General features: G+C 53.7%; 10 protein-coding genes. All 10 read left to right on the forward strand.

The features are described from left to right. Nucleotides 1-3: 3 nt before the first annotated feature. The 10 genes from MHH82_RS12150 (at nt 4) to MHH82_RS12195 (ending at nt 13,762) form a co-directional block, all read left to right on the forward strand. Complete coding sequence (locus MHH82_RS12150; protein WP_036665489.1) at nt 4-837, forward strand: ABC transporter permease; 834 nt, start codon at nt 4-6, stop codon at nt 835-837. 146 nt (nt 838-983) lie between these two features. Further along, on the forward strand, nt 984-1,964 hold the full coding sequence (locus tag MHH82_RS12155; protein ID WP_015734652.1) for an aromatic acid exporter family protein: 981 nt from the start codon (nt 984-986) through the stop codon (nt 1,962-1,964). 128 nt (nt 1,965-2,092) lie between these two features. Then, nucleotides 2,093-2,653 (forward strand): outer spore coat protein CotE, encoded by a 561-nt coding sequence (locus MHH82_RS12160; protein WP_015734653.1) that lies wholly within the window; start codon nt 2,093-2,095, stop codon nt 2,651-2,653. 106 nt (nt 2,654-2,759) lie between these two features. Next, entirely contained in the window at nt 2,760-4,025 is a 1,266-nt protein-coding gene (locus MHH82_RS12165; RefSeq protein WP_251494059.1) for a putative amidoligase domain-containing protein, read from the forward strand. A 61-nt stretch (nt 4,026-4,086) separates the two neighbouring features. Continuing rightward, complete coding sequence (gene mutS, locus MHH82_RS12170; RefSeq protein WP_340965826.1) at nt 4,087-6,858, forward strand: DNA mismatch repair protein MutS; 2,772 nt, start codon at nt 4,087-4,089, stop codon at nt 6,856-6,858. Nucleotides 6,859-6,896: 38 nt separating this feature from the next. Continuing rightward, nucleotides 6,897-8,867 (forward strand): DNA mismatch repair endonuclease MutL, encoded by a 1,971-nt coding sequence (gene mutL / locus MHH82_RS12175; protein ID WP_340965828.1) that lies wholly within the window; start codon nt 6,897-6,899, stop codon nt 8,865-8,867. A gap of 17 nt (nt 8,868-8,884) precedes the next feature. Then, nucleotides 8,885-9,664 carry a class I SAM-dependent methyltransferase gene (locus tag MHH82_RS12180; protein WP_015734657.1) on the forward strand — a complete coding sequence of 260 codons (780 nt, stop codon included), beginning with the start codon at nt 8,885-8,887 and terminating at the stop codon, nt 9,662-9,664. Next, nucleotides 9,654-10,601, forward strand: coding sequence for a tRNA (adenosine(37)-N6)-dimethylallyltransferase MiaA (gene miaA / locus MHH82_RS12185; protein ID WP_015734658.1), 948 nt, complete (start codon nt 9,654-9,656; stop codon nt 10,599-10,601). The genes MHH82_RS12180 and miaA overlap by 11 nt, the downstream gene beginning before the upstream one ends. 53 nt (nt 10,602-10,654) lie before the next feature. Next, complete coding sequence (gene hfq, locus MHH82_RS12190; RefSeq protein ID WP_009590863.1) at nt 10,655-10,894, forward strand: RNA chaperone Hfq; 240 nt, start codon at nt 10,655-10,657, stop codon at nt 10,892-10,894. A 186-nt stretch (nt 10,895-11,080) separates the two neighbouring features. After that, nucleotides 11,081-13,762, forward strand: coding sequence for a PBP1A family penicillin-binding protein (locus MHH82_RS12195; RefSeq protein ID WP_340965832.1), 2,682 nt, complete (start codon nt 11,081-11,083; stop codon nt 13,760-13,762). Nucleotides 13,763-13,846: the final 84 nt, after the last annotated feature.

The following is a 13,846-nucleotide window of genomic DNA, read 5'->3' on the forward strand; positions in this document are numbered from 1 at the left end:
CCTATGACATCAAGGGATGAGCCGTCAGCTTCTTCTTCGAAGGGCTGGCTCCAGAATATCTATGCAAAGCACATGAAGCGAAAGAAAAGCATGCAAAACCGGGTACTGACCGTCCAGCTCAGCCTGCTGCTGCTGTTCTTTATCTGGTGGGAAGCGGCGGGCAGATTCAAATGGATCGACGTGCTGCTGTTCAGCTACCCCACCAAAATCTTCGCGAACATATGGGATAACATGATCAGCGGCGAGTTATGGGGACACCTGGGGGTCACGGTAGGGGAGACGGTTGTCGGATTCCTGCTCGGCACGCTCGTTGGCACGCTGATGGCCGTATTGATCTGGTGGTCCCCGTTTCTCAATAAAGTGCTGGATCCTTATATGGTCGTGTTCAACAGCATGCCGAAAGTGGCGCTGGGTCCCATATTCATCGTGATGTTCGGCGCCGGCTTTACCGCCATTGTCGTCACTACGCTATCCATTACGGTCATTGTGACCACGCTCGTCGTATACAATAGCTTTAACGAGGTGGATTCCAATCTGATCAAGGTCGTCCGCACGTTCGGCGGAACCAAGCGCCAGGTATTTCAACGGGTCATCTTGCCGGCTTCCTATCCCGCGATCGTATCGACCCTCAAGGTTAACGTGGGCATGGCATGGGTCGGCGTCATCGTCGGCGAATTTTTGGTTGCCAAATCGGGTCTCGGTTACTTGATTATGTACGGTTTTCAGGTATTCAACTTCACGCTCGTGTTATCGAGTCTGCTCATCATTGCCGTTGTTGCAACGGCCATGTATCAAATCGTGGTATATATAGAAAGGAAATTGTTGACCCATCGCTAAGCAGGCATCACCTGCGGCGTCAGGCATGGTTGTTAACGGCATAAAAATAAGCTAGGATGAAGATACCTTATATATGCGTATATGCGGCTAACATGATAAAGAAGCAGATATAGCCATCAACAACTCGCCTGGAGGCTCTTCATCACATGGGATTTCGTGTCATCAAAACAGCAGCGGCCAGCCTGCTTGCCATTTTAATTACAGATGCTTTGAACATACCGGGGGCTACGTCCGCCGGTCTTCTTGCTATACTCGGCGTTGACGTTACGCGCAAACGGAGCGTGCGCTCCATATCGTCCCGATTTTTTGCGTCATTGCTGGGACTTATACTGGCGTGCATTTTATTTTATTTTCTCGGTTTTCATTACTGGGTGCTGGCCTTGTACATATTGCTTGCATTTCCCGCGATATCGAGGGCTAATTTCAAGGAAGGCATCGTGACCAGCTCGGTTGTGGTGTTTCGGGTGTTTCAGGGGGAAGAGATCGGACTCGGCATATTGCTCACGCAAATCGAACTCTTGATTATCGGCCTCGGGTCGGCTATGCTCGTGAACCTGGTTTATATGCCGAACAGCGAGGGGGCGATGATGGAGATCCGCCGCAAGGTGGACGGGCTTTTCTCCGTCATTTTCCATCATTTCTCGCTGACGCTTCGAAACCCCGAACATATATGGGACGGAAAAGAGCTGATCGAGGCCAATCGGCAGATCGAAAAAGGGATAGAGGAAGCAAAGCGGGCTTCGGAGAACCAGATGATTCATCCGGACGGCTCCTGGAACATCTATTTTTATATGCGTAAGGAACAGATGGAGAATATCCAGAGCATGATGCATCAGATCTCCCAGGTGTACGAGCGGCTTCCGCACGGCGTGCTGACGGCTGAAATTTTCGATCAGTTAAGCCAGGATGTGGTTGCCGAAGGCTATACGGGGAAGTCCGAAGGTCTGCTGATTGAGCTGGAGGACAGGTTCAAGGAGATGGAGCTCCCGACGACCCGCGAGGAATTCGAGGTCCGCTCTGCGATATTGCAGCTCTGCCACGAGCTGGAATACTATTTGAATATCTCGAAAAAGTATAAAGCGCCCACGGCGAAAAAACCGCAGAAGCGCGCGGATTCGGCCGTATAGCTTAGCGATTTTCAAAAATAAATCTGATATTTTTAGCATCATATGAATTTATTTGGACCACTTCATTCAACATTCGCCCATGTCTTGCATACACATGTATGGAATGATTGTATGGAGGAGGTTCGAAGATGTCATTGAGTCATAAACACCAATGTAGAGAAATCATCACGAAGGCGATCTGCGGCAAGGGTCGTAAGTTCTCTACCGTAACACATACCGTGACTCCGCCTAATAATCCGACCAGTATTTTGGGGGCTTGGATTATAAACCATCAGTACGAGGCGGTTGCCGCCGGAGACGGAATTGAAGTTATTGGTACTTACGATGTAAACATCTGGTATTCCTATGACAAAAATTCGCAGACCGATGTGGCGAAAGAAACGGTATCGTATGTAGAACGCGTGCCTCTTTCCTATCTGGATCCGAAGCATCGTGCATCCACGGTGGAGGTTTCGGCTGAAGCGACGCAGGAGCCGAGCTGCGTCGAGGCCAGCGTATCCTCGAATGGCACGAGCGTCATTCTGCGGGTAGAGAGAGAGTATGCGGTGGAACTGGTAGCCGAAACGAAGGTCGTTGTCAAAGTATGCAGCTACCCTCACGGCGACTACGAAGACAAAGAATTCGACTACGTCCTGGGAGACGACGTCGATGATTACGAAGATTACGAAGGTCTGGAGGATGAACTGTAAGTTAACCCTCCTGCAGGAATGATTATAATCTTAGCATATGCAGCGAGGGCAGCTTTGCGGAGGGCGGATGCCCTCTTTTTTATTTTTATTTGCAGGGGGAATGGGGATGGTTAGAATGATCGTACAACCGGCGGCCGAAAAAAAATATGTGTCGCTGCAGGGATCTGCTTTGCACTTGGCGCAAGCACGGTTGATCCGATCCGGGATTCCGTGTCGCTTGAATTCGGGTTCAGTCGAGGAGAAACGTTACGCCGCCAGGTACGCGGTGCATGTCGACGGGCTGGCTGCAGCCAAGATCCGCCAACATCAAATGGGCGGCAGCGAAGCGGTGTTCATGCCCGATCCCGAGAGCGGAAGATATGAAGATGGCCTGCATCGAAGATTGGAGAAAGCGGCCCTGCGGTCGCTGTACACGCTGGGCGTCGATGAAGGGGAGGTCATCATTACGGCCCGCCCCGGTCGAAGATACGTAGTGGAGGATGTCCGCATGCCAGCTGACCGCAGCAAAGCCGTAATGAGTGCCAAGGGTCAGGGGTCACGGCGGACGGAAGGGTACCCTGCTAACAACGAAGAAGGCGATTCTTCTCTTGTTTCATCGTTACTCATGGGCATGGATCCGGAGTTTGTGCTGATGAAGGATAACGGAGACATCGTGTTTGCATCCGAATTTATGGAACGCGGCGGGTCGGTCGGAAGCGATGCCGTTCGTTTACGGGGCGAGGTGATTTACCCTATAGCCGAGCTCAGGCCGTCGCCCAAGGCGAATCCGAAGGAATTGCTGCTTGAAATGCAAAAAGCTCTGCGCGAAGCTCATCTCCTGATTCAGGATCGTTCACTGGCATGGAAGGCAGGCGCCCTGCCTTATGGCGATTTTCCGCTGGGAGGCCATATTCACTTCAGCGGCGTGCCGCTGTCCCTTTCTCTTCTTCAGACCTTGGATAATTATGTGGCTCTGCCGCTGGCGCTTCTCGAAGACCCCAACGGGCGTCTGCGGAGGCCCCGTTACGGTTTTCTTGGGGATTTCCGCAGGCAGCCTTACGGCGGGTTTGAATACCGTACGCTGCCCAGCTTTCTCGTCTCGCCGCTCGTGGCGAAGGTGTCGCTGGGCGTGGCTTACCTGGCTGCCCGCTACAGCGATCGCCTGCCGGGGAGGCCATTAAACACCGAACGGTATCACCGTGCCTATTACGAAGGCGATAAATCCGTGCTCAAAGAGTGTGTTGCAGGCTGGCACAGGGATCTGTCGGCACTGCCGGAGTACCCGGATTATGCCCGTGAAATCGAACGGGCTGTAGCGCACATGGAGACGGGGCGAACCTGGGATGAGAGCAGGGATATCCGGCCGCTGTGGAATATTCCAACCAAGCCGTGATGCCTTACGGTCAATTTCTGTTATAATGGAGGTCAAGCTAGAAAGGTAATGGAGGTACGTCATGGCTAAATATACGCCGATGATTGAACAATATTTGAAAGTCAAAGAACAAGCGCGCGATGCGTTTCTTTTTTTCCGCTTGGGCGATTTTTACGAAATGTTTTTCGATGACGCGATCCTTGCGTCAAAGGAATTGGAGATTACGCTGACCGGCCGCGAAGGCGGCGGTGCAGAGAAAATACCGATGTGCGGGGTTCCTTATCATTCCGCAGAAGGTTATATCCAACGGTTGATTGAAAAGGGGTACAAAGTCGCCATCTGCGAACAGATGGAGGATGCTTCGATCACCAAAGGCATGGTGCGGCGGGAAATCGTCAGGGTCGTCACGCCGGGGACCATCATGGACGGCAAGGTCGTTCACGACAAATCGAACAATTACATGGTGTGCGTAACGGAAGCGGGCGGCTTGATGTCCTTATCCGCATGCGATTTGTCCACCGGCGAGCTCTACGTGACGTCGGTGCCTTCATCGGAGGAATGGCTGAGGGACGAGATTGGCATTTATGAGCCTTCCGAAATTATCGGGGATGCATCGCTGCTGTCGATTATCTCATCGCAGGCGCTGCCGGGCAGCCGAAATATCGTATATACGGCCTGGGATCGAAGAGAAGACGCATTGGTTCGGACCCAATTCGGAGAAGCGGCATGGGCCCGCCTCGAAGAGGAGAGAAGAGCCTGCGTATCCCTGCTCATCTCGTATTTAAGCGAGACGCAGAAACGGTCGCTGGGGCAGCTGACTCAAATCGCTTCCTACGAGCCGGGACAATACATGGTTCTGGATCCGTTCACCAGGCGGAATCTGGAGCTGGTCGAGACGGTTCGTGAACGCTCGAAGAAAGGCTCGCTCCTATGGCTTCTGGATCGTACGGAAACCTCCATGGGAGCCAGACTCCTGCGGCGGAGAATCGATAAACCGCTGCTGTCCCGAAGCCGGATCGAGGAGCGGCTGGAGGCCGTCGAGCATTTGTATAACCAGTACATACTGCGCGAAGATTTGCGGATGGCGCTGAAAGAGATTTACGATTTGGAGCGGCTGGTCGGCCGGATCGCGTTCGGCAGCGCGAACGGACGCGATTTGAATGCGCTCAAGCTGTCATTGCGGCAAATTCCTTCCCTGAAGGAGCTGTGTGCCCAGTCGCCTTCCGAAACGCTGCGGCGCGTGGCAGCGGATACCGATGTTTGCGACGATCTGTGCGAACTGATCGAGAATGCGATTGTGGATGAGCCGCCGGTGTCTGTGCGCGACGGAGGAATCATCAAGCCGGGGTACCACGAACGGCTGGATGAGTTTCGGGAAGCGAGCACCAGCGGCAAACGCTGGATCGCCGAGCTGGAGGCCAAGGAACGTGCCGCTACCGGGATCAAGTCTTTGAAGATCGGTTATAACAAGGTGTTCGGTTATTATATCGAGGTCACCAAATCCAATCTGTCATCCCTGCCGGAAGGCCGCTATGAGCGCAAGCAGACGCTGGCCAACGCGGAGCGTTACGTCACGCCCGAACTGAAGGAGAAAGAAGGACTGATCCTGGAAGCCCAGGAGAAAATGGTGGATCTGGAGTATGCGCTCTTTACCGAGCTGAGGGATAAGCTGAATACCCAGGTGAGCCGGCTGCAGAAACTCGCCGAACGCATCGCCGAGATTGACGTCTATCAGTCGCTGGCTGCCGTCAGCGCGGAGTACCGGTTCGTCAAGCCGGAGCTGAGCGAGGGCTATGATTATATCGTTGAAGGCGGCCGTCATCCGGTGGTGGAAGCCGTCATGAAGGATTCGTCGTTTATCGCGAACGGAACGGATTTACGCAAGGACGGATCTTCGATCCTGCTCATAACGGGTCCGAATATGGCCGGCAAAAGCACGTACATGCGCCAGGTGGCTCTATTATCCATTTTGGCGCAGATGGGCTGCTTTGTCCCGGCGGAGCGCGCGGTTATCCCGCTGGTCGACCGGATCTTTACTCGCATCGGCGCCGCCGACGACCTGATCGGCGGTCAGAGCACCTTCATGGTGGAAATGGCGGATATCCAGGTGATGACGGAAAAAGCGACGCCACGCAGCCTGATCATCATTGATGAGCTTGGGCGCGGTACGTCCACGAGTGAAGGCATGGCCATTGCGCAAGCCGTGATTGAATACGTGCATGATCATATCGGCTGCAAGGCATTGGTATCGACCCATTTCCATGAGCTGGCTCACCTTCAGGAGAGCCTTGGCGGGCTTAAGAATTATTCCATGGCGGTTCAGGAAAGCGGCGACAAGGTGCATTTTCTCCGCAAGCTGATCCCTGGCGCGGCGGACAGCAGCTACGGCATTTATTGTGCCAGACTGGCAGGTTTGCCCGGCAGTATCATTGATCGCGCTTATGGACTGCTGCAGGGCCTGGAGATGGCTTCCCTGGCCGCAGTGACATCGGAGCAAGGGATCGCGGTCCATCGGAAGGAGCCAGCGTCCGATTCCTCTTCGGATGTGAGACGCAGCGGACCGGAAGCTTTGCACGAATTCCGTGAAGAGACGATGCCCTATGCCGGCAGCCTGAACGGAGCAGACCCGAAAGGCGGCGTGGTGCAGCTCTCCATTTTCGGCGAGGAGGAAGTGCCTGAATCCCGGAACGCCAAGATGGGCAAGGATCAGCACTCTTCTCCGCAAGAAGCTGTTCACGATCCTGCTGTTAAGAGCATCATAGATGCCGTCAAAGGTGCCGACGTCATGAACATGACGCCGCTTCAGGCGATGCAGTTCCTGAATGACCTGAAGCTTCAAGCGAAGGATATGTGATGTCTGCATGGGAATGAAAAGGAACGGAGGTAGGAACAATGGGGATTATTCGGATTTTGGACGAGCATATTGCAAACCAGATTGCTGCCGGCGAGGTGGTGGAACGGCCTGCCTCCGTTGTCAAGGAGCTGGTCGAGAACGCCATTGATGCCGGGAGCACCAAGATCGACGTCTCGGTCGAAGAGGGCGGACTGGACAGCATTCGCGTGACGGATAACGGCGCGGGCATTGATCCGGAGGATTGCGAGACGGCTTTTTATCGCCATGCGACAAGCAAAATTGCCGAGGGCCGCGATCTGTTTCAGATCACCAGCCTTGGTTTCCGGGGGGAAGCCCTGCCGTCCATAGCAGCCGTATCGAAGGTGCGCCTGGTTACGTCCAATGCCCAGGATGGCCGCGGACGGAAGATCGAAATCGAAGGCGGCCATCTGCGCGTGAACGAAGAGACGGCCGCACCCAGAGGAACGGATTTCCTCGTGAAGGAATTGTTTTACAATACGCCGGCAAGGCTGAAATATATGAAAACGATCCAGACCGAATTAGGGCATATATCCGATTATATGTACCGTTTGGCGCTTTCCCGGCCGGATATCGCTTTTACGCTCCGGCATAACGGGAACTCGCTGCTGCAGACGCTGGGCAACGGCGATGCCCTTCAGGTCATAGCGGCCGTATACGGCACCCAATCGGCCAAAGCCATGCTGCCGTTCGCAGCCGAGAATATGGACTATACGTTAAGCGGGTATATCAGCCGTCCGGACTATACCCGGGCCAACCGGAACGGCATGTCGCTCATCATAAACGGGCGGTATATCCGGAACTACGGGTTAATGCAGGCGATATTGAGAGGTTATCATACGCTGCTGCCGATCAACCGGTTTCCGCTCGTCGTCATTCAGCTGTCCATGCATCCTTCGTTGATCGATGTGAATGTGCATCCTTCCAAGTTGGAGGTGCGGTTCAGCAAAGAGCAGGAGCTGTTCGCTTTCGTGGAGGAAGAGGTCCGCAAGGTGCTGCAGCAGGAAATCCTCATTCCGCGTCCGGCCAAACAGAATATCGGCAAAAGCGACAATGCGTATATCCAGGAACAGCTGTCATTTCCACAGTCACAAGGGGATGTCGGAGCGGCCCGCGGCGGGCAGGATCGGGATCTTGAGATCCCAGGCAGCGACGAGCGATCCGCGGGAGGAAACACGCCGCTTCCAACGTGGCCTGATAAGCAGACCCTTGCAACGTCTCCAAACGGTATCAAGCGTTCTTACGGGGACGGAACAGCAGAAACAGCCGCAGCTTCGCAGATGCGTGAGACGGCCGCTTCGTCTTCGTATCGGAGCGATTATCGCAATGAGGCCAGGGGAGGTGCGGGAATCCCTGCCGTGACGAAGGAGTGGCTGCAGGCCGTTTCAGGGCCGGCTCCCGAAATTCCGCCTTTTCCGGAGCTAACGCTTATCGGCCAGCATCACGGCACCTATCTCATTGCACAGAATGATACCGGTCTGTATCTGATCGATCAGCATGCCGCGCATGAGCGGATTAACTACGAGTATTACTACGAGCAGTTCGGCAACCCGGTGGACGCATCTCAGGAGCTGCTCCTGCCGATTACGCTGGAATTCACGCCCTCGGAATCGGAGAAGGTAAAGGATCGGCTGCATTGGTTCGAGAAGGTCGGCGTTTACATGGAGTTTTTTGGCGGCCATACCTTCCTGGTCCGTTCGCACCCCTTCTGGTTCCCTAAGGGCGAAGAGAAGGCCATCATCGAAGAGATGGCCGAATGGGTGCTGAATGAGCGTAATATCGATATAGCCAAGCTGAGAGAAACCTCATCGATCATGTGTTCGTGCAAGGCTTCCATCAAAGCCAACCAGAAGCTTACGGAGCAGGAGGCGATGACGTTGATCCAGCGTTTGGGCGCCTGCCGGCAGCCTTACACCTGTCCGCACGGACGACCGATCGTTGTTTCGTTCTCGGCATACGATTTGGAGAAAATGTTTAAACGCGTCATGTAACAGCAAGGAGGACCTTCATGATCATTACAACTGGAGAAGCGGAAGCGCCGGACATCGTCGAGCGCGCCAAACGTTTAGCCCAGGAAACCGGCTGCCGTTACGTCCAGCGCGGCGGCCATTCATTGCGAAAATTAGCCCGCAGGTTCGGGGACGACGACGTACTGGTGGTACTGAACGGACATGTGCGTTTGAGCGGACCTGGCGGCTCTGTCATGGAATTTCACCCGAGCATGGGCTTTGTCCGATTGAAGCGGGTGCTGAACGGAAAACCCGATCCCATGCTGGAGGCATCGGGGATGGAGGAAGGGGACTCCGTGCTGGATTGCACGGCGGGCCTTGGAGCCGACTCCCTGGTATTCTCGGGTAAGGGAGGGGCGAACAGCCGGATCACCGCCCTGGAAAGCTCGCTGCCTTTGTTTGCGCTGCTGAAAGAGGGGCTACGGACCTATGAAAGCCATCTGGAAGCCAGCGATCAGGCGATGCGGCGAATCGAGGTCAGGCATAGCCATCATCTGGATTATTTGAAATCGCTGCCGGACCAAAGCGTCGACATTGTCTATTTTGACCCGATGTTCCGCGAACCGATCACCGACTCGGCTTCCATCAACCCGTTAAGGCATTATGCTAACGGCGAGCCTTTGGATGCGGAAAGCGTGAGGGAAGCGATCAGGGTCGCGCGCAAAACCGTCGTCATGAAGGAAGCGCGGTCCAGCGGAGAATTCGAGCGGCTCGGCTTTGCACTGCCTGAACGGGGAAAATCCAAAATAACGTACGGAGTGATTTCCATTGACAGATGAAACCAAACCGAAGCTGCTGGTTCTCATCGGACCGACAGCGGTAGGCAAAACCAAAATGAGCATTGAAATTGCGAAGGAATTCGGATGTGAGATTATATCCGGCGATTCGATGCAGGTTTACAGGGGCATGGATATTGGCACGGCCAAAATTTCCGAGGAGGAAATGGAAGGCGTCCCCCACCATCTCATTGACATTCACGAACCTGATCACCCGTACTCGGTAGCCGAATTTCAAGAGCAATGCCAGCGGCTGATCGCCGAGATCACGGAACGGGGGAAGCTTCCGTTCATCGTTGGCGGAACCGGGCTTTACGTAGAGTCGGTATGCTACGGTTATCAGTTCAGCGAGACCGGAGCGGATGAAGTTTTTCGGGAGGAGCAGTTCCGCTACGCCAATGAATATGGAGCAGAGGCTCTCCATCAGAAATTGGCAGAAGTAGATCCTGAAACTGCCGAGCGGCTTCACCCTAACGACCTACGCCGGGTCGTTCGTGCTTTGGAAGTATTTCATGTGACCGGCGTCCCACTTTCGGCCCAGCTGGCGCCTCAAACCAAGCAGTCTCCCTATGACTTATGCTTGGTCGGTTTGACAATGGACAGGCAAATGCTATATAACCGTATTGAAGAGCGAATTGACCTTATGCTGAGCCAAGGACTTGTCGATGAGGTGGCGGCGCTCATGGACAAAGGATTCGCTCCGGGGCTTGTATCCATGCAAGGGCTGGGTTACAAGGAAATCGTGTCGTACCTTAAAGGGGAGTTCAGCTACGAGGAGGCCGTCGTGCTGCTTAAGCGCGATACGCGCCGTTTCGCTAAGCGGCAGCTATCTTGGTTTCGCCACATGAAGGACATCGAGTGGGTAGACGTCACCGACTCGGGAAATTTTTCTGCTAACTATCAAAAAATCCGTGCTATAATAGCAGGAAAGTTTCACTGAAATCTTGAATATATTTTCAAAACAATCTAATTGAACCATTGGGGGTACGGCTAATGAACAAGTCCATTAACATCCAAGACACGTTCTTGAACCAACTGCGCAAAGAGAACATTCCGGCCACGGTATACCTTACAAACGGCTTTCAGATCCGTGGAACGATCAAAGCTTTTGACAATTTTACCATCGTGATTGACAGCGACGGCCGTCAGCAAATGGTGTACAAGCATGCTATCTCCACGTTCATGCCGCAGCGTAATGTGTCCCTGATGCAGGATAACAACAGCGAACAATAGATTTTAGAATGGATTCATAGAGAGCAAAATCATACCGCTTTTGATTAATTTGAAACTTTTTGGTTTATAATTCGTTTAGCTTATAAGGAGTGCAGAGAGCAACCTGAGAAGGTTGTTCTTTTCTTTCCGAGGCACGACTCGAGAGTCAGAAGGTTTGATCCCGCAAGGGAGCAAGGAGGGGGACAAATGGCTGGAAAAGATAATCAGATGTCTCGGTTGAATAAAAACAAAGACAACTCGAAGACATCCAAAACCACGAAACCGAATGCGAAGAAGAAAAAGGGCAAGGGAAAGCGAATTGCATGGGCGCTGTTTTTCACGGCCGTCATTGCGATCTTCTGCGCGCTTGCAGGTTATTTGTTCATCCTGATCAGCGGAGAAAAGCTGCTGGAACAGAATCAGGATAAATTGACCGCTTACGGTACTTCCAAAGTTTATGACCGCAACGGAACGCTGATGGGCGAGTTGTCCCTGCAGAAGAGCGATCCCGTGAAGTACGAGGATATTCCGGAGAAATTGATACAAGCATTCATTGCAACTGAAGATAAACGGTTCATGGAGCATAACGGCGTGGACATGTGGTCGATCGGCCGTGCAGCCGTCAAGGATATCATGGCCCGGTCCATGGTGGAAGGCGGAAGCACGATCACGCAGCAGCTGGCGAAGAATATATTCCTGACCCGGGACAAAACTTTCTTCCGTAAGGCGACTGAAATGTCGATCGCGCTGGCGCTTGAGCGTCAGCACAGCAAACAAGAAATTATCGAGATGTATTTGAACCGGATTAACTTCGGTGGACCTTATTACGGCATCAAAGCCGCATCCGAGCGTTATTTCGGCAAGTCGGATCTGAAAGAGCTGGATTTATGGGAAATGGCGACGCTTGCGGCAATGCCGAAAGGGCCGTCCCGCTATAATCCGCTCAAGAATCCCGACCTTTCCAAAGAGCGGCGCGCGGTCGTCCTGACCCTGATGGAACAACAGGGATATATCACGGCCGAAGAGGCAGCGGAAGCCAAGAAGGTGGACTATGCCTATACGCCGCCTGAAAGACAACAGAAGTATACGGCGTTTATCGATTACGTCATGGAAGAGGCCGAAGAGAAGTGGGGCCTTACCGAGGATGACGTTAACATTGGCGGTTATCAGATTTATACCACGATGGACGTGAATGCCCAAACGGCCATGGAAGAGGAATTCAATAATCCGGCCAACTTCGAAGAAAGTCCGGATGACGTGCAAGTTGAAGGCTCCATGGTCATCATTAACCAAGAGACCGGCGGGATCGTCGCCATGGTCGGCGGTCGGGAGTATACGCGCGGCGGGTTCAGCCGGGCTACCGACAGCCGTCGTCAGCCGGGCTCCGCTTTGAAGCCGATTGTATCCTACGCACCGGCGCTCGAATCCGGCAAATTTACGAAGGATTCGAGACTCAGCAACAAGAAGCAGTGTTTCGGCAGCAATTACTGTCCGAATAACCTGCACGGTTACTCGGAGACGATCGGCATGCCGGAAGCGATTCAGCGTTCCGAGAACATCCCGGCCGTATGGCTGTTGAACGAAATCGGCGTGAAAACCGGATTTGATTTCGCGCAAAGCCTCGGCATCAAGATGTCCGAAGGGGATGCGAACCTATCCTTGGCCCTCGGCGGCATGGATACCGGTACGAACACCTTTGAGATGGCTCAAGCTTTCAGCGCTTTTGCCAATGGCGGAGAATTCAAAGAGGCTTTTGCGATCAAACAAATTAAAGACAACAAAGGCAAGGTTGTGCATGAGAACAAAGGCAGCAAAGGGAAGCGCGTGATGAGCGAGACGACGGCTTCGCAAATGACGGACATGATGCGACGCGTCGTAGAGGACGGAACGGGTAAGAATGCCCGGATCAGCCGTCCGGTAGCCGGTAAGACGGGAACCACGCAGAGCGGCTACAAGGGCGTCAGCTCGAACCGCGACGTATGGTTTGTCGGCTATACGCCGGAATTAACGGCAGCTGTATGGATGGGTTACGATAATCCTGACCGCCAGCATCTGCTGAAGCGAAGCAGCTCGATCTCTGCTTCCTTATGGGGCAAAGTGATGGAGAAGGCGGTTCAAGGCTATGAAGCGAAGAATTTCCCGAATGTAGAGCCGGTACAGCCGCCTGTAGAAGAACCGGCATTAAGCGCAGTCAGCGGTTTGACGGGCTCTTATAACGGGGAGACCCAGACCGTATCACTGAGCTGGAATCCGGTTCAAGGCAATGTTCAGTACCGCATATACCGTAAGGAAACGTCCGAGTCCGAGTACACGCGGATCCTCGATTCTTTGGGTGGAACCTCCATTGAGGATATGAGTGCGATGGAAGGATTGACATACGATTATTACGTAACGGCCTTCGATCCATCAACCGGCGATGAATCGGAACCTTCGAACATTTTGCAGATCGTGGCTGTTTCCGAGGAATTGCCGCCTGAGGATCTGGAACCCGATCCGGGAGACACTCAAGAACCGCCACCGGTGGATAATGGTGAGAACGGGGAAGGAAACGAGATGCCGGGTAATGAGAATGGGAACGGCAACGGGAATGGTAACGGTAACGGCAACGGCAACGGTTCGGGCGAACCGGGCAATGGCAATGGCGAAGGCCATGGGAATGGAAACGGAAACGGAACGACTCCGCCTGACAATGGAAACGGAGCTGGGAATGGTCAGGATGGCCAAAATCCCGGCGACGGAACGGATGGCTCAGGAGATGGAACGAGCACCGGTGACGGTGGCACGGGAGGAACCGACACGGATAGCGGCAATATCCCTACGGTTCCGGGAACGATCGTGGATCCGTCGGATCCGGCGAACGCGCCTGACCAGTCCCAGGACAGCCCATAATAAATTCAGAAGCCTCCGCATGTTTGCGGAGGCTTCTTTGTTTTGAGTGTGTTACCCAAATGTGGTAAGCTGGGAATACGAATG

It is taken from the genome of Bacillus sp. FSL K6-6540 (genome assembly GCF_038007545.1).